The organism is Streptomyces sp. NPDC104371, assembly GCF_055583785.1.
In genome coordinates, this window is sequence record NZ_JBVJNF010000002.1 from 568001 (window position 1) to 589797 (window position 21797).

22 protein-coding genes are annotated in these 21797 nt (G+C 72.6%); 7 read left to right on the forward strand and 15 right to left on the reverse strand.

Annotated elements, in window-relative coordinates:
- Positions 1-176: 176 nt before the first annotated feature.
- The 3 genes from ACZ60T_RS08410 to sigE form a co-directional block, all read right to left on the reverse strand.
- Positions 177-1967 carry a S1C family serine protease gene (locus ACZ60T_RS08410; RefSeq protein WP_469665274.1) on the reverse strand — a complete coding sequence of 597 codons (1791 nt, stop codon included), beginning with the start codon at positions 1965-1967 and terminating at the stop codon, positions 177-179.
- Between the two features lie 148 nt (positions 1968-2115).
- A complete protein-coding gene (locus ACZ60T_RS08415; RefSeq protein WP_469665275.1) occupies positions 2116-3099 on the reverse strand; it encodes an anti-sigma factor family protein in 984 nt (327 codons plus the stop codon).
- Positions 3096-3797, reverse strand: coding sequence for an RNA polymerase sigma factor SigE (gene sigE / locus ACZ60T_RS08420; RefSeq protein ID WP_365621895.1), 702 nt, complete (start codon positions 3795-3797; stop codon positions 3096-3098). The genes ACZ60T_RS08415 and sigE overlap by 4 nt, the downstream gene beginning before the upstream one ends.
- Positions 3798-4021: 224 nt before the next feature.
- Here sigE and ACZ60T_RS08425 point away from each other — a divergent pair, with 224 nt between their 5' ends.
- Complete coding sequence (locus tag ACZ60T_RS08425; protein ID WP_469665558.1) at positions 4022-4720, forward strand: O-methyltransferase; 699 nt, start codon at positions 4022-4024, stop codon at positions 4718-4720.
- 126 nt (positions 4721-4846) lie between these two features.
- On the opposite strand, the gene ACZ60T_RS08430 is transcribed toward ACZ60T_RS08425, so the two are convergent.
- Positions 4847-5014 carry a DUF3117 domain-containing protein gene (locus ACZ60T_RS08430; protein WP_003966491.1) on the reverse strand — a complete coding sequence of 56 codons (168 nt, stop codon included), beginning with the start codon at positions 5012-5014 and terminating at the stop codon, positions 4847-4849.
- A gap of 373 nt (positions 5015-5387) precedes the next feature.
- On the opposite strand from ACZ60T_RS08430, the gene chcB reads away from it, so the two are divergent.
- Positions 5388-6194: a 2-cyclohexenylcarbonyl CoA isomerase gene (chcB, locus tag ACZ60T_RS08435; protein WP_469665276.1), complete on the forward strand. Its 807-nt coding sequence runs from the start codon at positions 5388-5390 to the stop codon at positions 6192-6194.
- Positions 6195-6244: 50 nt separating this feature from the next.
- Here the strand turns inward: chcB and ACZ60T_RS08440 are convergent, their stop codons facing one another.
- Positions 6245-6838 carry a DNA-3-methyladenine glycosylase I gene (locus ACZ60T_RS08440; protein WP_469665277.1) on the reverse strand — a complete coding sequence of 198 codons (594 nt, stop codon included), beginning with the start codon at positions 6836-6838 and terminating at the stop codon, positions 6245-6247.
- Entirely contained in the window at positions 6835-7179 is a 345-nt protein-coding gene (locus ACZ60T_RS08445) for a DivIVA domain-containing protein (protein ID WP_365621885.1), read from the reverse strand. Before ACZ60T_RS08445 ends, ACZ60T_RS08440 begins: the two co-directional genes overlap by 4 nt.
- A gap of 151 nt (positions 7180-7330) precedes the next feature.
- Here ACZ60T_RS08445 and folP point away from each other — a divergent pair, with 151 nt between their 5' ends.
- Positions 7331-8191 (forward strand): dihydropteroate synthase, encoded by an 861-nt coding sequence (gene folP, locus ACZ60T_RS08450; RefSeq protein WP_365621882.1) that lies wholly within the window; start codon positions 7331-7333, stop codon positions 8189-8191.
- A gap of 24 nt (positions 8192-8215) precedes the next feature.
- Here folP and ACZ60T_RS08455 read toward each other — a convergent pair whose 3' ends face one another.
- Both ACZ60T_RS08455 and dapE read right to left on the reverse strand, forming a co-directional pair.
- The gene (locus tag ACZ60T_RS08455; protein WP_365621879.1) at positions 8216-8974 is read right to left on the reverse strand and encodes an LOG family protein; all 759 of its coding nucleotides are present in this window, start codon (positions 8972-8974) and stop codon (positions 8216-8218) included.
- A 189-nt stretch (positions 8975-9163) separates the two neighbouring features.
- Positions 9164-10243 carry a succinyl-diaminopimelate desuccinylase gene (gene dapE, locus ACZ60T_RS08460; protein WP_469665278.1) on the reverse strand — a complete coding sequence of 360 codons (1080 nt, stop codon included), beginning with the start codon at positions 10241-10243 and terminating at the stop codon, positions 9164-9166.
- Positions 10244-10330: 87 nt separating this feature from the next.
- Between dapE and ACZ60T_RS08465 the strand changes: the two genes are divergently transcribed.
- Entirely contained in the window at positions 10331-11290 is a 960-nt protein-coding gene (locus ACZ60T_RS08465; protein ID WP_469665279.1) for a VldE C-terminal domain-containing protein, read from the forward strand.
- 332 nt (positions 11291-11622) lie between these two features.
- Positions 11623-12042 carry an ATP-binding protein gene (locus ACZ60T_RS08470; protein ID WP_469665280.1) on the forward strand — a complete coding sequence of 140 codons (420 nt, stop codon included), beginning with the start codon at positions 11623-11625 and terminating at the stop codon, positions 12040-12042.
- A 99-nt stretch (positions 12043-12141) separates the two neighbouring features.
- On the opposite strand, the gene ACZ60T_RS08475 is transcribed toward ACZ60T_RS08470, so the two are convergent.
- Complete coding sequence (locus tag ACZ60T_RS08475; protein WP_469665281.1) at positions 12142-13272, reverse strand: bifunctional succinyldiaminopimelate transaminase/glutamate-prephenate aminotransferase; 1131 nt, start codon at positions 13270-13272, stop codon at positions 12142-12144.
- Between the two features lie 161 nt (positions 13273-13433).
- Positions 13434-13754, reverse strand: a complete 321-nt coding sequence (fdxA, locus tag ACZ60T_RS08480; RefSeq protein ID WP_252426326.1) for a ferredoxin — start codon at positions 13752-13754, stop codon at positions 13434-13436.
- A 140-nt stretch (positions 13755-13894) separates the two neighbouring features.
- Here fdxA and ACZ60T_RS08485 point away from each other — a divergent pair, with 140 nt between their 5' ends.
- Positions 13895-14926 carry a GNAT family N-acetyltransferase gene (locus tag ACZ60T_RS08485; RefSeq protein WP_469665282.1) on the forward strand — a complete coding sequence of 344 codons (1032 nt, stop codon included), beginning with the start codon at positions 13895-13897 and terminating at the stop codon, positions 14924-14926.
- Positions 14927-14939: 13 nt separating this feature from the next.
- The gene (locus ACZ60T_RS08490) at positions 14940-15791 is read left to right on the forward strand and encodes a transglutaminase-like domain-containing protein (protein ID WP_365621863.1); all 852 of its coding nucleotides are present in this window, start codon (positions 14940-14942) and stop codon (positions 15789-15791) included.
- A 24-nt stretch (positions 15792-15815) separates the two neighbouring features.
- Here the strand turns inward: ACZ60T_RS08490 and ACZ60T_RS08495 are convergent, their stop codons facing one another.
- The 5 genes from ACZ60T_RS08495 to ACZ60T_RS08515 all read right to left on the reverse strand — a co-directional run bounded on the left by ACZ60T_RS08495 (position 15816) and on the right by ACZ60T_RS08515 (position 21577).
- On the reverse strand, positions 15816-16430 hold the full coding sequence (locus tag ACZ60T_RS08495; RefSeq protein ID WP_469665283.1) for a response regulator: 615 nt from the start codon (positions 16428-16430) through the stop codon (positions 15816-15818).
- Positions 16427-17620: a sensor histidine kinase gene (locus ACZ60T_RS08500; RefSeq protein ID WP_469665559.1), complete on the reverse strand. Its 1194-nt coding sequence runs from the start codon at positions 17618-17620 to the stop codon at positions 16427-16429. The genes ACZ60T_RS08495 and ACZ60T_RS08500 overlap by 4 nt, the downstream gene beginning before the upstream one ends.
- A gap of 5 nt (positions 17621-17625) precedes the next feature.
- The gene (locus ACZ60T_RS08505) at positions 17626-18366 is read right to left on the reverse strand and encodes an ABC transporter permease (protein ID WP_365621857.1); all 741 of its coding nucleotides are present in this window, start codon (positions 18364-18366) and stop codon (positions 17626-17628) included.
- Positions 18363-19277 carry an ABC transporter ATP-binding protein gene (locus ACZ60T_RS08510; protein WP_469665560.1) on the reverse strand — a complete coding sequence of 305 codons (915 nt, stop codon included), beginning with the start codon at positions 19275-19277 and terminating at the stop codon, positions 18363-18365. Before ACZ60T_RS08510 ends, ACZ60T_RS08505 begins: the two co-directional genes overlap by 4 nt.
- 116 nt (positions 19278-19393) lie before the next feature.
- Positions 19394-21577: a hypothetical protein gene (locus ACZ60T_RS08515; protein ID WP_469665284.1), complete on the reverse strand. Its 2184-nt coding sequence runs from the start codon at positions 21575-21577 to the stop codon at positions 19394-19396.
- Positions 21578-21797: the final 220 nt, after the last annotated feature.

Genomic DNA, 21797 nt, shown 5'->3' on the forward strand with positions numbered 1-21797 from the left:
CCTCGGCCCTCGGTGGTCGATGCGGGTCTTCCGTGGTCCGGGCCGCATCCACGGTACCCGGCGTTCCCGTGAGACCGATACCGTCCCGGCATTCCCGGCCGTGCGGACCCGACCGGTTTTCCGGGTTGTTTGCCCAGGGGACAGGATTTCCTCCCCTCCCCTCCGCCTAGGACGTGTCAGCTTCCGTCGGCGGAGCCGAGGGCGAGCGTGATCTTCCGCTGCCCGCCGTCGCGGACGACGGTGAGCCGCAGCCGGTCACCGGGGCGGTGGGCGCGGGTCTTGACGATGAGTTCCTCACCGGAATGGACCCGCACGCCGTCGACCTCGGTGATGACGTCGCCCGACCTGATCCCGGCCTTCTCGCCGGGGCCGCCCTGGTTGACCGCGGGGCCGCCGTCCGCACCCTTGGCGCCGACGCGGGCACCGTCCCCGGTGTAGCTCATGTCGAGCGTGACGCCGATCACGGGGTGGGTGGCCTTGCCGGTGTTGATCAGCTCCTCGGCGACGCGCTTGGCCTGGTTGACGGGGATGGCGAAGCCGAGCCCTATCGACCCGGCCTGCCCGGTCGGGCCGGAACCGCTGTCGGCCGACCGGATGGCGGAGTTGATGCCGACCACGCGGCCCTTGGCGTCGAGCAGGGGGCCGCCGGAGTTGCCCGGGTTGATCGGGGCGTCGGTCTGGAGGGCGTCGACGTAGGACACATCGCCGCCGTCGCCCTTCTTGCCGCCGGCCGTGATCGGCCGCTCCTTCGCGCTGATGATCCCGGAGGTGACGGTGCCGGCCAGGTCGAAGGGCGCGCCGATGGCGACCACGGGGTCACCGACCTGGACGTTGTCGGAGTTGCCGAGCGGCATGGGCTTCAGGCCGTGGACGCCGCTGACCTTCACGACGGCGAGGTCGTAGCCGGTGTCCCGGCCGACGACGGTGGCCTTGGCGGTCTCGCCGCTGTTGAAGGTCACGGAGATCTCGCCCCCGGACCCGGCGGGCTCGACGACGTGGTTGTTGGTGAGCAGATGCCCGCGCTCGTCGAGGACGAAGCCGGTGCCGGTGCCCTCGGCTCCGGCGCCCTTGACGTGCAGGGTCACGACGCCGGGCAGCGCGCGGGCGGCGATCCCGGCGACGCTGTCGGGGTCGCGGTCCGGGGCCTCCTGCCCGGCCTGCGGCAACTGGACGTCCCCGACCCCGCCGTCGCGCTCCAGCGCGGCACCGACGACCCCGCCGACGCCACCGGCCGCCAGCGCGATCAGCACGGCCCCGAGCACCAGCACCTTCCTGGCCCGCTTGCGCCGCTGCTCCTTCGTCGCGATGGACGCGCCGCTCTGCTGGAGGGGGGCTTGGGGCGCCCAGGGGTCGTAGTTCTGCCAGGGGGAGCCGGGCGGTACGTCCGAGGCCGTGCCGGGGGGTACGGGGACGGGGGCGTCGGGTGCCATCGGGGCCGCCGCGAGTACGCCCGGCGCGGATGCGGGCGGGACCGGCGCGCCCTGGGGCGGATACGGCGGGACGGGCGTGCCCTGCGCGGGGGTTGCCACCGGGTGCTGGATCGCCGTGCCCTGCGCGGGCGTTGCCACGGGGTGCTGGACGGGCGGGGCGGGGGCCCAGGGGCCCGGTTCGCCGTAGGGCGGGGTGTCGTAGGGGTCGGGGTCGTGCAGGGGCTTGGGGCGGTCGACAGGGGCGGCCTGGGCCTCCCTTCCCTGGACCTCCCGGTCCGGCAGGGCGACGACCTCTTCGACGGCGGGCTCCCGCACGGCACCGGCACCGTCATCGGCACCCGCACCGTCATCGGCACCCGCACCGACACCCGTACCTGCGGGCACCGCGTCCGACGGTTCCGGCGCGGTGGCGCCCGCCGGGCGCTCCAGCTCGAAGTCACCGTCGGCGTTGGCCGCCGCGCGAGGACGCGCTCCGTCCCGTACCTCGGGTGCCTCTGCGTCGGCCTGCCCCGGCGGGATCGGCTTCCCCTCGTTCATGCTCTCCCCACACCCGGCGCGCAGCACGGCGGCACCGGTGGTCGCCGTTGAATTGCTGGCTCCGCGCCCGGATCGCCAGTGCCCTGGCACACGAGCGCGGCCCACCCCGGATTCAACCAGGTTCCGGGGCCCCCGCGCAGACGCCGCGTCAGCGGGAGGCGCGCGCGGAGGGCGTGGGGGACGGCGCGACGGGCAGGGGGGCCGACGGAGGAACCGTGATCTCCGGGACGGCCGACCAGGACGTCAGCATGACCGGCGGGGTCGGGGCGAGCGGATGTATGAGCGGGGACATCTCGATGGCGCCCGCCGCGACGGGGGAGTTCAGGGCGCGGATCCGCGTGGCGTCCTCGATGCCCGGAGCGGGCACCGCGGGCAGCAGCGGGGCCGCCGCCCCGGTCGGGACCACGGGGGCCGACCCGGACGTACGCTGCCCGAACGGCACTCCGGAGGAGCGCCGACGCTGCCCCTCCGACGCCGGGGCGACGCCGCCCGCGCCCGGCGCGCGGGTCGGGATCACATTGCTGCCGTTGCCCGCGCCACCGCGCGCTTCGACGGCCGATCCGCTGGTGACCCCCGTGGACACCCCGCCGAGCGCGATCGCGGCCAGCGACACCGCGCCCGCGGCGGCGAAGGCGAACCGCAGCCCGCGCGAGGCCGACCGCTCGGCGTCCGGGCGGCCGACGGGATGGATACGGAAGCCGCTGTCCGCCGGGAGGCCGCGGTTCCCCGAGGGGGCCAGGGCCGCCGCATGCGGCCCCGAAGGCGCGTACCCGAAGGGCTCGCGCCTCACTCCGAAGAGGCCGGGGCCCGCGGGGAGTCCGGTGGGATCCTGGCGTCCGGTGCCGAAGCCTCCCCCGCCGAGCGGCGTGCCACCGCCGTCGACATCACCCCCTGCCGAGGACAGGCCCTGAAGGCGGGCCAGGAAGCTCTCGGAGGGCGGCGGGGGCGCGGCCTGGGCGAAGACGTTCTTCAGCCGACGCTGGGCGTCGGCCTCGGCCTTGCACTTCGCGCACGTGGCCAGATGGGCCAGCACGCGCTCGCGCGTCTCATGACCGAGCTCTCCGTCCACCAGGGCGGAGAGGCGGTCTCCCAGATGCTGCTCTGCCGGTGTGGGGCGAAAGGATGCGTTCACGCGGTCGCGCCTCCTCCTCCCAGCGCGGGCACCCGGTCCATGAAGGAGCGCCGCTCGGCGGCGCGGGCCTCCGGTGAACGGTGCGCCAGCGCCTTGCGGAGCTGGGAGCGGCCACGGTGGATACGGGAGCGCACCGTGCCGAGCTTGACGCCCAGCGTCGCGGCGATCTCCTCGTAGGAGAGCCCCTCGATGTCGCAGAGGACGACGGCGGCGCGGAACTCGGGCGCCAGCGTGTCGAGGGCCTGCTGGATGTCCGCGTCGAAGTGCGCGTCGTGGAGGACCTGCTGGGGGTTGGGCTCACGGCTGGCGAGCCGCTCGGCCGCGTCGTCGCCCAGCGCGTCGAACCGGATGCGCTGCTTGCGGCGGACCATGTCCAGGAAGAGGTTCGTGGTGATGCGGTGGAGCCAGCCCTCGAACGTGCCGGGCGTGTAGGTCGAGAGGGAGCGGAAGACGCGGACGAAGACCTCCTGGGTCAGATCCTCCGCGTCGTGCTGGTTTCCCGTCAGGCGGTAGGCCAGTCGGTAGACCCGGCCGCTGTGCATGCTGACGATCTCCTCCCAGGTGGGCGGAGTCCACGCCTGCGAGTCCGCGTCGGTGGCGAAGGTCGCGGTCTGCGCGGTGTCGGAAGCGTGGTGCTGGTCAGCGATGTCGGTCACGGATTTCGGCTCACCCAGTGACCTGAGAAGGCGCCGCAGCACCCCTCCCCGGTCCGCAGGCGCAGCCGCACCTCCCCTGTCGGCTCTGGTGGTGTCCAGTGGAGCCCCTACCATAGCCACCTCGCCCGTTAGCTCCGGATAAGCGGTTTTACGAGAATTTGATACGCGCTGATGCGGCTGCGTCAGCACTTGCTCGGCGACCACGACCACCCGTGTCCCCCGTCCTTACCCCGTTGTTCTTCCCACCCTCATGAACGCCCGGTCCCATCTGCGGGTTCCCGCCATCAACGGATACAGTCACGCCCAGGCAATCGCGGGGACAGGAGAGGGTCATTACCGGCAACCGGCAGACGAGCTGGGCGTTCGCCGACGCCTATGTCGCCGAGGACGACGCGCTGCACTGGGCCCGTGACCGGGCCCATGACGCGGGGCTGCGCTCGGTGACGCCCAGCGCGGGCGCCGCGCTGCGCCTGCTCGCCGCCACCGTGGACGCCAAGGCCGTGGCGGAGATCGGGACCGGGTGCGGTGTCTCCGGGATCCATCTGCTGTACGGGATGCGCCCCGACGGCGTGCTGACCACGGTGGACCCGGAGCCGGAGCACCAGCAGTTCGCCCGCCAGGCCTTCCGCGCCGCGGGGTTCGCGAGCAACCGCGCCCGGTTCATCCCGGGCCGCGCGCTGGATGTGCTGCCCCGCCTCGCCGACGCCGGCTACGACCTCGTCTTCTGCGACGGCGACCGGCTCGAGGTCCTCGACTACCTCGCCGAATCGTTGCGTCTGCTGCGCCCCGGGGGCCTCGTCGTCTTCGAGGGCGCGCTCGCGGGTGGCCGCACGGTGGATTCCGGTCCGCAGCCCGCCGAGGTGCTGCGTCAGCGGGAGCTGCTGCGCGCCGTCCGCGAGAGCCAGGAGCTGGTGCCCTCGCTGCTGCCGGTGGGCGACGGGCTGCTGTGCGCGGTCAAGCGCTGACCGTGCCCGCCGGGTGGTCGCGGACGTGCCCCGGACGTGCCGCGGAGGGCGTCGCCCCCCTGGAACGCGGTGACCCCGGCACCGCGTACGATGCCGGGGTCACCACACATTGGGGTCGCTTCCGCGTCAGCCGACGACCTTCTTGAGGGCGTCGCCGAGCGCGTCGGCCTCATCGGGAGTCAGCTCGACGACGAGCCGACCGCCGCCTTCGAGCGGAACGCGCATGACGATGCCCCGCCCCTCCTTGGTCACCTCGAGCGGGCCATCGCCCGTCCGCGGCTTCATGGCCGCCATGCTCGTTCCCCTTCCTGAAACCAGCTCATCTCTGCCGACATCCCCCGTGAAGGGCAAGCGGTCGCTCACAAGACACGCGACACCGGCATCGAACACATTGCTTCCAAGCCATTATCCCGCATCTCAGGACCCGATGACCAACATCAGTCCGCATCGCTTGAGCAACACGCGCGAGCAAAACCACCCAATTCGGCGACGGGGCTGTGATACTGCGCCCTCGCACGGACATCTGCCGATCGACCACGCACCGGAATTCTTTGACGCAGGTCACATGTCCGCTCCGTTCCGCGGCCCGTCTTCTCGGCCATGCTGTCCTTCGGACGCAGCGCGTACCGATCGGTACGACGGAGCCACGACACCGGAGGGGACCACCATGGCCGACACCGTGCTCTACGAGGTCAGCGACGGGCTCGCGACGATCACGCTGAACCGCCCCGAGGCGATGAACGCGATGAACACCGAGGCCAAGGTCGCCTTGCGGGACGTGGCGCGCGAGGCGGCGGACGACGACGCCGTGCGGGCGATCCTGCTGACCGCCGCCGGGGACCGGGCGTTCTGCGTGGGGCAGGACCTGAAGGAGCACATCGGGCTGCTCAAGGCGCAGGAGTCGGGCGCGGGCGGCGGCGGGGTGATGAGCACCGTCAAGGAGCACTACAACCCCATCGTGCGGGCCCTGACCGGGGCGGCGAAGCCGGTGGTCGCCGCCGTGAACGGGGTCGCGGCCGGGGCGGGCTTCGGCTTCGCGCTCGCCGCGGACTACCGGATCGTCGCGGACACGGCGGCCTTCAACACGTCGTTCACCGGGGTCGCGCTCACCGCGGACTCGGGGATCTCCTGGACGCTGCCGCGCCTCGTCGGCCCGTCGCGCGCCGCGGACCTGCTGCTCTTCCCGCGCAGCATCAGCGCGCAGCAGGCGTACGAGTGGGGGATCGCGAACCGTCTGGTGCCCCCGTCCGAGCTGCGCGCCGAGGCGGAGAAGGTCGCCCGCGCGCTGGCCGAGGGGCCGACCCTGGCGTACGCGGCCGTGAAGGAGTCCCTGGCCTACGGGCTCTCCCACTCCCTGGACGAGGCGCTGGAGAAGGAGGGCGAGCTCCAGACCCGCGCGGGTGCCTCCGAGGACCACATGATCGCGGTGCGCGCGTTCGTCGCCAAGGAGAAGCCGACGTACCTGGGGCGGTAAGCACGGGCGCGGGTCCACCGGGGGCCGCTCGGCCCCCGGTTCCGGGCCGCTCAGGCCGCCAGGGCGCCCTCCCGGGCCGCGCAGTCCACCAGGTGGTCGTCGACCAGCCCGCAGGCCTGCATCAGCGCGTACGCCGTCGTCGGGCCGACGAAACGGATGCCGCGCTTCTTGAGGGCCTTGGCCAGGGCCGTCGACTCCTCGGTGATCGCCGGGACGTCGCCCAGGGTCTTCGGGACCGGGCGGGCGTCCCGGTCAGGGGCGTACGACCAGATCAGCTCGTCCAGCTCGCCCGGCGCCCAGTCGGCGAGCACGCGCGCGTTGGCGAGCGTCGCCTCGATCTTGGCGCGGTTGCGGATGATGCCCGGGTCGGCGAGCAGGCGCGTACGGTCGGCGTCCGTGAACGCGGCGACCTTGGCGATGTGGAAGTCGGCGAAGGCCTCGCGGAAGCCCTCGCGGCGGCGCAGGATCGTGATCCACGACAGCCCCGACTGGAACGCCTCCAGGGACAGCCGTTCGTACAGCGCGTCGTCGCCGTGGACCGGGCGGCCCCACTCCGCGTCGTGGTACGCCACGTAGTCCTCGGCCGACAGGGCCCAGGGGCAGCGCAGTACGCCGTCCTCGCCCGCCAGGGCCGTCCCGCTCATCGGTGGTCCTCCGCGGTCCGCTCGTCCGCGACAGCCGCGGTACGGGCCCCGGCGAGGGCGGCCTCCAGATCGGCGATGCGGGCGTCCCGCTCGGAGATCTCGGCGCCGAGACGGCCGAGCGCGTCGTCCACGTCCGCCATGCGGTAGCCGCGCACGGCGAGCGGGAACCGCAGGGCCTCCACGTCCGCGCGGTCGACCGGGCGGTCCGGCGGCAGCGGGTCGTCGAGCCGCTCGGGCACCGCCTCGGGCAGGGCGGCGCTCTCGCCGCCGCCCACCACGGCCAGGGTGACCGCGGCCACCACGACGGCGAGCGCGACGACCAGGAACAAGAACATGAGCATCACTGAGGTCCCCACGCTCGGTGCCGACGCGTGTGCGCCGACGCGGCAGTGCCGTTGTCGAATGTAGTCCGGGTCCGATCGTGCCATGCGACGCTGACGATTAGGGTCACAGGCGGCCGAGGAACGGACAGAACGGAAGAGGTCACTGGGGATGCTCAGGCTGGGCAGGCGGGAATTCGGCGCGCACGAGCCGGTGGTCATGGCGATCGTGAACCGGACCCCGGACTCGTTCTACGACCGGGGCGCCACGTTCCGCGACGAGCCCGCCCTCACGCGTGTGGAGCAGGCGGTGGCCGAGGGCGCCGCGATCATCGACATCGGCGGGGTAAAGGCCGGGCCCGGGGAAGAGGTCACGGCCGAGGAGGAGGCGCGGCGCACGGTCGGCTTCGTCGCCGAGGTGCGGCGCCGCTTCCCCGACGTCGTGATCAGCGTGGACACCTGGCGGCACGACGTCGGTGAGGCGGTCTGCGAGGCGGGCGCCGATCTGCTCAACGACGCCTGGGGCGGGGTCGATCCACGGCTCGCGGAGGTCGCGGCGCGCCACCGGGTGGGGCTGGTGTGCACCCACGCGGGCGGAGCGCAGCCGCGTACCCGGCCGCACCGGGTGCGCTACGACGACGTCATGGCCGACGTCCTGGACGTGACCGTGGGCCTGGCCGAGCGGGCGGTGGCGCTGGGCGTGCCGCGCGAGTCGGTGCTGATCGACCCCGGCCATGACTTCGGCAAGAACACCCGGCACAGCCTGGAGGCGACGCGACGGCTGGGCGAGATGGTCGCCACGGGGTGGCCGGTGCTGGTGTCGCTGTCCAACAAGGACTTCGTGGGCGAGACGCTGGACAAGCCGGTCAAGGAGCGGCTGGTGGGGACGCTGGCCACGACGGCGGTGTCGGCCTGGCTGGGCGCGCAGGTGTACCGGGTGCACGAGGTGGCCGAGACCCGGCAGGTCCTGGACATGGTGGCGTCGATCGCCGGGCATCGCGCACCGGCGGTGGCCCGCCGGGGCCTGGCCTGACACCCCGGCTCCCCCGCCCCGGTCTCAGCGCGCGGCCTCCTTCGACACCAGCGCCACCGCCTCCTCCACGTCGTCCGTCACATGGAACAGGAGCAGGTCCTTCTCCATGGCCTTGCCCTGGGACACCACGCTGTTCTTGAGCCAGTCCACCAGGCCGCCCCAGTACGCGGTGCCGTAGAGGACGATCGGGAAGCGGGTCACCTTCTCGGTCTGGACCAGAGTCAGGGCTTCGAAGAGTTCGTCCAGGGTGCCGAGGCCGCCGGGCATGACCACGAAGCCCTGCGCGTACTTCACGAACATCATCTTGCGGACGAAGAAGTAGCGGAAGTTCAGTCCGATGTCGACATACGGGTTCAGGCCGACCTCGTAGGGCAGCTCGATGCCGAGGCCGACCGAGACCCCCTTCGCCTCGCACGCGCCCTTGTTGGCCGCCTCCATCACCCCGGGGCCGCCGCCCGTGATCACCGCCCAGCCCGCCTGCGCCAGGCCGCGTCCGAGCCGTACGCCCGCCTCGTACTCCGGTGAGTCCACCGGCGTGCGCGAGGAGCCGAACACGCTGATGGCGGGCGGGAGTTCGGCCAGCGTGCCGAAGCCCTCGATGAACTCCGACTGGATCCGCAGGACACGCCAGGGGTCGGTGTGGACCCAGTCCGAGGGGCCGCCCGCGTCCAGCAGCCGCTGGTCCGTGGTGCTCCTCGTCACCTGGTCCCGCCTGCGCAGCACGGGACCGAGTCGCTGCTCGTCCGGTGGCACCTTCTTGCCCTCGGGGTTGCCGGTCGGCATGTGCGCTCCCTCCGCGTCGGGGTCTTGCCTGTTCAGGGCCGTCCCCCGCGCGGGCGGAGCCGGGAGTGGAGGGCGAAGCCGCGCTTCTGGGGGAAGGCCGTTCCACCCCAGCGTAGATCCGGGTGGGTTACGTGTGGGGGACCTGCGCCCGTCCGCCATGAACCGCCATGGTGACGTCGAGGCGGCGGATCAGGACGTCAGCCAGGCCGTCAGGCGCTCCTCGCCCGCGAGGATCTTCGCCGTGTCCACGCGTTCGTCCCGCTTGTGCGCCAAGTGGGGGTTGCCCGGACCGTAGTTGACGGCCGGGACGCCGAGCGCGCTGAAGCGGGAGACGTCGGTCCAGCCGTACTTGGGCTGCGGGGTGCCGCCGACCGCCGCCACGAAGGCCGCCGCGGCCGGGTGTGCGAGACCGGGCAGCGCGCCGCCGCTGTGGTCGGTCACCACGAACTCCTCGACCCCGCAGTCCGCGAACACCTCGTGGACATGGGCGATCGCCTCCTGCTCGCTCCGGTCCGGCGCGTAGCGGAAGTTGACCGTGACCACACACTCGTCGGGGATCACGTTCCCGGCGACGCCGCCCGAGATGCCGACCGCGTTCAGCCCCTCCCGGTACTCCAGGCCGTCGATCACCGGGTACCGGGGCTCGTAGGCGGCCAGGCGGGCCAGGATCGGGGCCGCCGCGTGGATCGCGTTCGCGCCCATCCAGCTCCGCGCCGAGTGGGACCGCTCGCCCTTGGTCTTCAACTGCATGCGCAGGGTGCCCTGGCAGCCGCCCTCGACCTGGCCGTCGGAGGGTTCCAGCAGCACCGCGAAGTCGCCCTCCAGCCAGTCGGGATGGGCCTCGGCCACATGCTTCAGACCGTTGAGGTGTGCGGCGACCTCCTCGTTGTCGTAGAAGACGAACGTGAGGTCGCGGTTGGGCTCGGGGACCGTCGCCGCGATACGGAGCTGGACCGCGACGCCCGCCTTCATGTCACAGGTGCCGCAGCCCCACAGCACACCGTCCGCCGCCAGCCGCGAGGGGACGTTGTCCGCGATCGGGACCGTGTCGATATGGCCGGCCAGGACGACGCGCTCCGCCCGCCCGAGGTGCGTACGGGCCACGACGTTGTTGCCGTACCGGTCCACCGTCAGATGCGGCAGCGCGCGCAGCGCGGTCTCGATCGCGTCCGCGAGCGGCTTCTCGTTCCCGCTCTCGGAGGGGAAGTCGACGAGCCGGGCGGTGAGCCGCGCGGCGTCCAGCGTGAGGTCAAGGGGGGTGTCGGCCATGCCGTCGACCCTAACGCGGCCGGAGCGCCCGAGGCGTTTTCCACAGCCTCGGAAGGCCACTTGAGGCCTCTCCAGTACCTTGTACGGGTGCCTGAGCCGTCCCCTTCTCCCCGTCGCCGCGGCCGTCTTCTGCGGAGTACCGCGGCCGTCATGGTCCTGTTCGCTGTCGTCGGCTATCTCGCCGTCCAGTACCTCACTGGTTCGAACGCGCCGAGATGCACGGTCATTTCGGGACGAGGTGACAGAACGTCGTACGACTTCACGCCGGAGCAGGCGGTCAACGCGGCGACGATCTCCGCGGTCGGCACCACCCGCGGCATGCCCGAGCGCGCGGTGACGATCGCGCTGGCGACCGCGCTCCAGGAGTCGGGCCTGCGCAACATCGAGCACGGCGACCGGGATTCACTCGGCCTGTTCCAGCAGCGCCCCTCGCAGGGATGGGGCACCGAGCGGCAGATCATGGACCCGACGTACGCGGCGGGGAAGTTCTACGAGCATCTGGCGAAGGTGCCCGGCTACAAGGAGTTGCCGCTGACGGTCGCCGCCCAGCGGGTGCAGCGCAGCGGCTTCCCCGAGGCGTACGCGAAGCACGAGCCGGACGCCACGCTGCTCGCCGCCGCGCTCACCGGCCACGCGGCGGCCACGCTGACCTGCCAGGGCCGCCCGGCCCCCACCGCGACGGGCGGCTCGGACGCCGTACGGGCCGCGCTCGTACGGGACTTCGGGCGCGAGGTGCTGACGTCGGCCGGAGCGGAGGTGGGCTCCGAACGGCCTTCGCCGTCCCCCACGGCCACGGCGAAGCGGACCACCGACACCGTGACGATCCCGGTGCCCCGGAAGACCACCGCCTCGGGCACCGCCGACCAGCGGGGCTGGGAGCTGGCGCACTGGGCGGTGGCCAACTCCTCGTCGCTGCGCATCTCGCGGGTCTCCTACGCGGGCCGGGTGTGGTCGCGCGGCGGGTACGCGGACCAGTGGCGTGAGACGACCCACGTCTCGGACGCGAAGGCGTCGGCCGGCCGGGTCCGTATCGTCATCGGGGACTAGCTGGGCCTTCTCGGCCAGCAGTACGAGTCCTCCCCCCTCGGGGTTGTACGCGGCGCGCCTCGGTGACGAGGCGCGCCGCGGCGTATGTCGGCCCTTCCAGGACTCCAACTTCCCTGGCGGCAAAGGGATTGGGGGATCTCAGCGGCCGCTTCGCGCGAGGATCGTTTGCCCGATTTCCTCCCCACCCGATAATGCGACGCATTGCCAACTCTTTGCGGCGGGTCACCGCAACCTTCGCGGGCCTCGAGCGGTAGTCACTGCGTCCGAGCCCGCGGCGGCCATCAGCGGGCGCGGTCGGACACTTCACCGTTCTCTCCCGTCTAAGGAGCATCATGTCCCTCCCCCTGACCCGTCGGATCGCCCGTGCCGCGCTGCTGATCGCGGCGGGAGCGGCGCCCGTGGTCGGTGCGGCCGGCTCCGCCTGCGCGGCGACGACCGACCTTCCGGGCACCCAGAACCTCGGCGGGCTGACCAGCCTCCAGGGCGCGCAGGTCGGCAGCGTCGACGGCGCCGCGCGGAAGGTCACCGGGATCGCGGGCAACGTCGGCCACACCGCGGTCAAGAAGGCGACGCCGGTCGCGCAGAAGACGGCCGGTCGACTCGTCGGGACGGCCACGCCGGTCGCGCAGAAGGCGACCGGGGCCGCGGCGGGGCAGAACGGCGGTCTGCTCGGCGACACCGCGAAGAAGGCGACGGGCGGCGGCCTGCCGACGCAGGGACTGCCGCTGCCGGGGCTGCCGCTGGGCGGCTGAGCCCGGGGCGCGAGGCCGACGGCGGAGGGGCCGGGGAACGTTCCCCGGCCCCTCCGCCGTACGCGTGAACAGCCTTACGCGCGTGTACGTGACACCGCCTTACGCACGGGACAGTCGCTCCACCGCCGCCGCCACGCGCTCGTCCGTCGCCGTCAGCGCCACACGGACGAACCTCTCGCCCGCCGAGCCGTAGAAGTCGCCGGGGGCGACCAGGATGCCCAGGTCGGCGAGGTGCGCCACGGTGTCCCAGCAGGACTCCTCACGCGTCGCCCACAGATACAGGCTCGCCTCGCTGTGCTCGATCCGGAAGCCGTGCCGCACGAGCGCGTCGCGCAGGGCCGTACGACGGGCCGCGTACCGCGCGCGCTGCTGCGTGACGTGCGTGTCGTCGGCGAGCGCCGCCACCACCGCCGCCTGCGTCGGCGCCGACGTCATCATGCCGCCGTGCTTGCGGATCTCCAGCAGCGGGCCGAGGACGGCCGGGTCGCCCACGAGGAACGCCGCCCGGTAGCCGGCCAGGTTCGAACGCTTGGACAGGGAGTGGACGGCGACGATGCCCTCGTACGAGCCGCCGCACACGTCGGGGTGCAGGACCGAGACGGGCTCGGCCTCCCAGCCCAGCTCGAAGTAGCACTCGTCGGAGAAGACCAGGACGCCGTGCTCGCGCGCCCAGGCCACGATCCGGGTCAGCTCCTCCTTGCCCAGCACCTTGCCCGTGGGGTTCGACGGGGAGTTGAGCCACAGGAGCTTCAGGCCCGTCGGGTCCAGGTCGGTCGGATCGTCGTAGACGACGTGCTCCGCGCGGGCCAGGCGGGCGCCGACCTCGTACGTCGGGTAGGCCAGGCGCGGATAGGCGACCTTGTCGCCGGGGCCGAGGGCCAGGTGCGTCGGGAGCCAGGCGACGAGTTCCTTGGAGCCGACGATCGGCAGGACGTGGTGGTGGGTGAGGTCACGGGCGCCGAGGCGGCGCTCCGCCCAGCCCGTGATCGCGTCGCGCAGTTCGGGCGTGCCCCAGACGGTCGGATAGCCCGGGGAGTCCGCGGCGGCGATCAGCGCCTTCTGGACCGGCTCGGGGACCGGGTCGACCGGGGTACCGACGGACAGGTCGACGATCCCGCCCGGATGCGCGGCGGCCGTCTTCTTGTACGGCTCCAGCTTGTCCCACGGGAACGCGGGCAGGCGGTCGCGCAGCGACGGCCGGGACGAGTGGGGATCTGAGACTGCGGACACAGCGATCGGCTCACTTTCTGCTACGACGACACCCGTTACGGGCGCTGTAAACGCCTCGGTCCCGTGCGGCGCGGGCGGGCGCCGTACGGGACCGGGACGATGAGGTTTCCCCCCGGCTCCCGGTGGAAGCCGGGAACCAGGGAGAGGACGTACAGTGCCGCTTACTTGTTCATCGGGGGCAGCGCCGCGATGAAGGGGTGGTCACGCTCGATCAGCCCCAGCTTGCTGGCGCCACCGGGCGAGCCGAGCTCGTCGAAGAACTCGACGTTCGCCTTGTAGTAGTCCTTCCACTCCTCGGGAGTGTCATCCTCGTAGAAGATCGCCTCGACCGGGCAGACCGGCTCACAGGCTCCACAGTCGACGCATTCGTCCGGGTGGATGTACAAGGACCGCTGGCCCTCGTAGATGCAGTCGACCGGGCACTCCTCGATGCACGCCTTGTCCTTGACGTCGACACAAGGCTCTGCGATGACGTAGGTCACGCTGTCGTTCCTCCTCGGTAGGGCGCTGGCGGGCCTCCTCAGGCTCCGCCGCCTGGCGCGCGGGAGCGCGGCGTCGTCGATGCCCGCCCCTAGTATCTCCGTTCTTGGGCATGATCCGAACAGGAGGGGTGAACTGACCTGTGGAAATATCTGCGGGCGGACGGCTCGAAGTCCGTATCACCGCCGCTGACGTGGGCAAACGCGTCTCCGTACGGCGCGTGACCGAACAGGCCTCCGCGGGTGAGAAGTACACCGACACGGTCGGCGTGCTCACCTCATGGGGCGACGGTGTGTTGATGATCACTCGCCGGGACGGGGAGAGCGTGCGGATCGCGGAGTCCTCGATGGTCGCGGGGAAGGTCGTCCCGGCCGCTCCGGCGCGCCGCCGGGGGCCCTCGGCCTCGTACGAGGAGCTGGCGCGGATCTCCGCCAGGGCCTGGCAGCCGGTGCGGCGGGAGCGGCTCGGCGACTGGGAGCTGCGCGCCGCCGCAGGATTCACCCGCCGCGCCAACTCGGTGCTGCCGCTGGGCGATCCCGGCCTGCCGCTGGACGAGGCGCTCGCGGCCGTACGGCGCTGGTACGCGGCCCTCGGCCTGCCCGCCTATATGCAGCTCGCGACCGGCGCGGAGGGCACGCAGGAGCCGCTGTGCGCGGAGCTGGCGGCGCGCGGCTGGACGCGCAAGGTGACCGCCGAGCTGTGGACCGGCGCCCTGGCCCCCGTGGCGGACCGCGAGGCCGGTGGCGTGCGGCTCACGCGCACGGTGGACGAGGGCTGGCTCGCGCGCTACCAGCGCAAGGGGCTGAGCGAGGTCGCGCTGAAGGTGCTGGGCAGCGGGCCCTCGGTGTGGTTCGCGGCCGTTCCGGGGGCGGCGGGCGCTCCCCCGGCGGCGATCGGGCGCTGTGTGGTGGACGGGCGGTGGGCCGGTTTCGCGGCCGTCGAGGTCGATCCCGCGCAGCGCCGCAGGGGGCTCGCCACGACCGTGATGGCGGCCCTGTCCCAGCGGGCCCTCGACGAGGGCGCCTCGGCGGCCTGGCTCCAGGTGGAGTCCGGCAGCGCGGCGGCGCGGGCCCTGTATACGGGGCTGGGCTTCGGGGCACACCATGCGTATCACCACTACCGGGAGCCCGAGGGTTCCCACGGCCCGAACACCGGTCCCCGACCGGTGGTGTGAGAGGTTCCCAGGCATGCGCGTCCTCCGTCCCCCCGAGCCCGAGCGAGCCACCGACATACGGCGGCGGTTCGCCGAGGAAGCACGCTCCGAGCGGCCCGATCTCGTGACGCTGTGCCTGCTGGTGGGCGCGGCGGCGGACGGGGAGCTGGACGAGGCCGGGATGGACGCCGCGCAGATCGAGCTGGACCGGCTGGCCGGGCAGCTTCCGTACGCGCCGGGCGGGCCCCGCGCCTGGGCCGCGGCGCTGGCCGACGTCCTCGGTGGGCGCTGTGGGTTCCACGGTGTGGCCGCGGACTACGGGCGCCTGGAGTCATCGCTGCTGCACGAGGTGCTGCGGCGGCGGCGCGGGCTGCCGATCCTGCTGTCGGTGGTGTGGCTGGAGGTGGCCCGGCGGGCGGGTGGGCCGGTCTACGGGGTCGCGCTTCCCGGGCACTTCGTCGTCGGGTTCGGGCCGTTGGACGAGCAGGTGCTGGCCGACCCGTTCGACGGCGGCCGGGTGCTGACCGGCGGCGACGCCGAGCTGCTGGTCGCCGGGGCCACGGGGGCGCCGCTGGACCCGTCGGTGCTCAGCCCCGCCGATCCGCTCGATGTCGTCCTGCGGATCCTCAACAACATCCGCGCGTGGGCCGCCGCCCGGCCCGAGCGGTCGGATGTCGCCCTGTGGGCGGTCGAGTTGTCGCTGCTGCTGCCGTCGCATCCGGCGCGGCTGCGGTACGAGCGCGCCCAACTCCTCGTGCAGTGCGGGGACTTCCTGGGCGGGGCGGCCGAACTCGACGCGTACGCCGAGCTGGTGTCCGCCGTGGACGTACCGGCCGCGGAGCGGGTGCGGGGGCAGGCGCAGGCGGCTCGGGCGCGGCTCAACTGAGCTTCGGTCCGGCCGACTCGGCCGTCACAGCCAGCCCTTCTCCCGTGCCATCCGTACCGCCTCCGCGCGGTTGCGGACCGCGAGCTTCTGGATCGCCATGGAGAGGTAGTTGCGGACCGTGCCCTGGGACAGGTGGAGGGCGGCGGCCAGTTCGGCGTTGGTGGAGCCGTCCGCCGCCGCACGCAGGACCTCGCGTTCGCGGTCGGTCAGCGGGTTGGCACCGTCGGCCAGGGCCGCCGCCGCCAGCGTGGGGTCGATGACGCGCTCTCCGGCGAGCACCTTCCGTATCGCGTCGGCGAGTTGGGCCGCGGGCGCGTCCTTCACCAGGAAGGCGGCGGCGCCCGCCTCCATCGCGGAGCGCAGATAGCCGGGGCGGCCGAACGTGGTGAGGATGACTACCTTGAGGTCCGGCAGCTCCCGCCGCAGCGCCGCCGCGGCCTCCAGGCCCGTGGCACCCGGCATCTCGATGTCGAGCAGGGCCACGTCGAGGTCGTGCGCGCGGGCCGCCGCCACGACCTCGTCCCCGCGCGCCACCTGGACGACGACCTCTATGTCTGCCTCCAGCCCGAGCAGTGCGGCCAGTGCCTCGCGGACCATCGACTGGTCTTCGGCCAGGAGGACCTTGATCGTGCTGCTCATGCCGGGGATCCTATGTCGGTGCCGGAGGCGACCGGCACGCGGGCGGCCAGCCGGAAGCCGCGCTTGGCCCGGCCCGCCTCCAGCATGCCGCCGGCCTTCTCCAGGCGTTCGGTCAGTCCGGTCAGTCCGTTGCCGGGGCCCGTGCCGGGGCCGTCCGAGCCGTTGTCCTCGACGGACAGTTCGAGGAAGGCGCCGTCCAGGGTCTGGCGGCGGAACACATCCACCGTGCAGCGGCTCGCGCCGCTGTGCCGCACCACGTTGGTGACGGCCTCGCGCAGCGCCCAGGCGAGCGCGGACTCGCTCTCCTCGGGGACGCCGTCGAGATCGGGTTCGGCGGGCAGTTCGGCGCTCACTCCGGCGGCGGTCAACGCGACCCGGGCGCCGGCCAGTTCGTCGGACAGCCGGGGCCGCCGATAGCCGGTGACGGCCTCGCGGACGTCGACGAGGGCCTGGCGGCTGACCTGTTCGATGTCGGCGACCTGCTGGGCCGCACGCTCGGGATGGTCGGGGAGCATCCGGCCGGCCAGCTCGCTCTTCAGGGTGATCAGGGAGAGCGAGTGGCCGAGCAGATCGTGCAGGTCGCGGGCGAGGCGCAGCCGCTCCTCGTTGGCGGCGAGCTGGGCGACGGTGGCGCGGGCCTGGCGCAACTCGATGGTGATGTGCACGAGTTGGCGTACGCCGGTCATGGCGAAGCCGATGAGCAGCACCAGCAGGAGCAGGGTCCACATGCCGCCCGCGCCGTCGTACTCGACCACGCACAGCATGGCCACGGCGGTCAGCGGGATCGCCCCGTACGCGATCTTCAGCGGGAACGCCGCCCCGCAGACGACCGACACGTACACGAAGAGGCCGACCCAATGCCCGCCGAGGGTGAGGCTCAGGACGACGGCGAGAACGCCGAGCACGGCGGCGAGCCAGCCGACGACGGGCCCGGGGAACGGCCGGCTCATGTTGCGGAAGACCAGTGTCAGATAGATCCCGGTGAAGGCCGTGAGCCCCAGGCAGCCGGCCACGGTGGCGGCCGTGGTGTGGGGCCCGGAGACCAGGTCCTCCACCGGCGCGCTGAGGAAGATCAGCCAGGGGACGATCCACAGCAGCTTGCGCAGCACCTCGGCCCGGCTGCGGGACGGGCACACCATCCGCAGCAGCCGTTCGGCACGGGCTTCACCGGATCGCGGGTCTTCCGTCATGGCGCTCACGCCTTCAGTGTGTCCTTCCGGTAGAGCCACGCGGCGCCACCCGTGAACAGGACGAAGAAGACGACAAGGATGGCGATGTCCCGGCCGTGCGGGGCCTGGCTCTCCTCGATGGCCTGCCCCAGAGCGGCGTACGCGTGCGTGGGCACCCACTTGGTGGCGCTCTGCAGCCAGTCGGGGAAGGTCGTCGTCGGCATCCACAGGCCGCCGAGGATCGACAGCCCGAAGTAGACGATCATCGTGATCGGGCGGACCGCGTCACCGCTGGCCAGGTAGCCGAGGGCGACGCCGAGCGCGGCGAAGACCAGGCTGCCGGCCCAGATCGCGCCGGTCAGCGCGAGCCACTGCCAGGCGTCCAGGCGGACGTGCTTGACGGCCGCGGCGACGGCGAAGACGACCACGATCGAGGGCAGGCTCACCACGGCGGAACTGGCCGTCTTGGCGAGGACGTATCCGCGCCCCGGCAGCATGGTCAGCCTGAGCTGCCGTACCCAGCCGCTCTCCCGCTCCTTGGAGATGCGCTCGCTGTTGCCCATCAGGACGGCGGTCAGGGCACCGAAGGAGGCCATGGAGACCATCATGTAGGTCGGGAGGGTGAGACCGCTGCCCTCGACCTTCGTCGTGCTGTCGGCCTTGCCCGCGATGAGCAGGAAGAGGGCCGAGGGGTAGATCACCGAGAAGAACAGGAACTTGCGGTTGCGCAGGGCGCGGACGAGTTCGAGCTTGATCAGGCTGTTCATGACTGCTTGGCCTCCTCGGCCTCCGTGATGGCGACGAACGCCTGCTCCAGACCGAGCCCGGCGACTTCGAGGTTGTGGGGGTAGACGCCGAGCCGGTAGAGCGCGTGCACGGTCGCGTCGGCGTCGGCGGACTGGACCCGGACGGTATGGCCGCTGATGGCGATCGATGTCACGAAGGGCAGGCCGCGCAGGGCCACCTCGTCGAACGCGCCCGCCAGGTCGAAGGAGACGCGGCGGGCGCCCGCCCTCGCCTTGATCTCGGCGGCGGTGCCGTCGGCGAGCAGCCGGCCGCGGTGCAGGACCAGGACCCGGTCCGCGATGGCGTCGGCCTCTTCGAGGTAGTGGGTGGCGAACAGGACGGTACGGCCCTGGTCGGCCTGCGCGCGCATGGTGGCCCAGAACGCCTGGCGGGCGGAGACGTCCATGCCGGTGGTCGGCTCGTCCAGGACGATCAGGTCGCTGTCGCCCGCGGTGGCCAGCGCGAAGCGCACGCGCTGGGCCTGGCCGCCGGAGAGCTTGTTGACCTTGCGGTCGGCGATCTGGGAGACGCCCGCGCGGGCCATCACGTCGTCGGCCTTGAACGGCCTCGGGTGCAGAGCACAGGCGAGCCGCACCAGTTCGGCGACGCTGACGTCCTCCATCAGTCCGCCGCTCTGCAGCATGGCGCCGACCCGCCCGGCCACGATCGCCTGGCGCGGGCTGGTCCCGAGCACCTTCACCGAGCCGCTGTCCGCCTGCTTGAGCCCGAGGAGCAGGTCGAGGGTGGTCGACTTGCCCGCGCCGTTGGGCCCGAGCAGCGCCACGGTCTCCCCCGGATGCAGCTCCAGCGACAGCCCGTCGACGGCGCGTACGTCACCGTAGGCCTTGGTCACCTGCTCGAACCCGACCACCTTGGTGGCCCCCGTTGTCATCGTCATGCCGCAATGATCGCGGGGCGGGGGCGCGCGGTGGCAGTGTCGGCTGTCGGCACTCCGACATGACAGATGTCACCCCGCGCCGCGAGGGACGCGGGGCAACTCCCGTACCGCTAGCTGGGGTTGGTGTTGATCTTGGCGACGCGCTCCGTCGCCGTCTTCCCGAGCAGCGCGGGGCGCAGCGCCTGGATCACGTCCGTCACCGCCACCGGCGTCTTCTGCCCGGTGCCGCGGGTGATGAGGACGGTGTCGAAGGCGTGGCCGTACAGCTCCTTGAGGGCCTGCTTGTTGTACGACTCGGTCAACTTGCCGTCGACGGCCTTCACTTCGAGGAACTTCCACAGGGAGTTCTCGGGGCTGAGCAGCACCACGTGGCCCGGGTCGGTCATGACCGTCACCCTGCCGGACATCGCCGGCTCGGCGAACTCCTTCATCATCCGGTCGACCTCGGCGTTCGTGACCGTCGGCTGACGGGTGGTCGTGGCCACCTGCACGGGAGCGCTGGTGTCGGTCTCGACCTGCTTGCGGTACGCCTGCTCGACCGTCTTGGTCGAGGCGGCGAGGTCGATGCCCTTGCCCGCCTTGCCGTACACGGCGACGGCCCGGCCGGACTCGAACTTGATCGTGCCCTCGGTCATCGCCCCGGAGCCGCCTCCGACCCGCCCGAGGGCGGCCTGGAGCTTCTCCACGTCGACGGGGATCACCGGCTGGACGACGCGCTTGCGCTCGAACAGGGAGCGGATCACCGAGACCGGGTTGTAGTCGCTCTGCGCGGCCTTGGCGACGGTGGCCTTGCTGTCGACCTGGAGGCCCGACTGCTCGGGCTTGAGGGCGACCGTCTTGCCGTCGATCGACAACTGGAGCGGCTTGTTCGTACGGCTGGCCAGCGCGGCGTCGAGCTTCGTGGCCGCCTCGTCACGGGTGCCGCCGCCGATGTCGACGCCGAGCACGGTGGTGCCCTTGGGGACGTCGGAGTGGTTCATCAGCAGCCCGGCGCCGTAGGCGACACCGGCGATGACGACCACGCCGCCGCCCAGGAGCACCAGCTTGCTGCGCCCCTTCTTCTTGGCCGGCTTCGCGCTGGGGGCGGGCTTCGTCTCCTTCGGGGGCGCGCTCGGCAGCGGTCCGTCGGACGGGGCTCCCGCCGCGAACGACCCGAGCCCGTTCTGGTTGCCCGGCGGGGTGCCGGGGACGCCGCTCGTGACGGTCTGCCCGGAGACGTTGCCGCGGGGGCCGGGGACCTTCCGCGGGCCCGGCTCGGCGGGCTTCTGCGGGGTGAGGACCGCGGTGTCGTCGCTGAACCCGCCGACGGGACGTTGCTGCCGGCCCGCGGCGGCACCGGGGGCGCCGGGAGTGTTCGGGCCGGGGCGGCCCGCCGCGGCGCCCGGGGGCGGGACGAGCGGTCCGTCGCCGGTGACCGGGCCGCCGGTCGGACCCGCCGGGCCACGGAAGCCCAGGTCGGGGACCGGCGGCGGGTTCTCCCGGAGGGGCCAGTCGTCGTCGGGGTCTATGACCGGGAGTTGTGCGGTGCTGGCCGCCACGGCCTCGGACAGGTCGAAGGAGCCGGTGCCCCCGCCGTGGCCCGGCGCGACGGGACCCGCGCCCGCGGCACCCGGGAGGCCGCCCTTCGTACCACCGGGGCGTACGCCGCCGCCGGGGGACGCGGCGGGGCGCGCTCCACCCGTACCGTTCGCACCCGGACCACCCGGACGCCCGGCGCCCGCACCGGGGCCGGACTGCGCGGGCGCGGAACCCTGCGTGCCCTGCGCACCCTGTGCGCCGTTCGCACCCTTCGGGCCGTTGGCTACGTTCGCACCGTTCGCGACGTTCGCGCCATTCGCACCCTTCGGGCCCGAACCCCCGGACGGAGCGGCGCTGTTGGCCGGGCCACCGTCCTGACGGCCCTTGGCCGCCGAGGACTTGCGGGGCGCGAACCAGTCGCTCGTCGGCTTCTCCTCGGCCGCCGGGGAGGGCTCCGCGGGGCTCTCGGGGACGCTCGGCACGCTCATGGAGGCGGTCGTCTGGGGATCGGCGTCGGTCTCGTCCACGGCGCCCTCCTCCTCGACGGGCTTGCGCACGACCACCGGCGGAATGGGCCGCGACCCGGGGATGTTGATCCGGATCCGGGTGGTCAGCGTGGTCTCGGTCTTGCGTTCCTCCGACTGCGTGGCCGAACGGCTCGCATCGACACCGTCCCCGGGCGCCATGGGGGTCCCGTACGGCGGCGTCCCCGACGGGTAGGCGGTCGCGCCGTTCCCATTGGCTCCAGCGGACGAACTGTCAGTTTCACGACTCAAGGCAGGTTCTCCCGGTTGGCTCCGCCGCCCGCATCGACCTCAACAGGTGGGGGTCCCCCTGCTCGAGCATGGCCGAGAGCTCGGGGGAGACTCGGCGGTGCGCACCACCATACTGGCCGCTCGCGATGCGCAGAGCGCGCCCATGGGGAATCCCGCGCGCGACCACCGCGTCCGTACCACGCGCGGACGAGACGTCCGCGAAGTCCTGACGGCGAAGTCG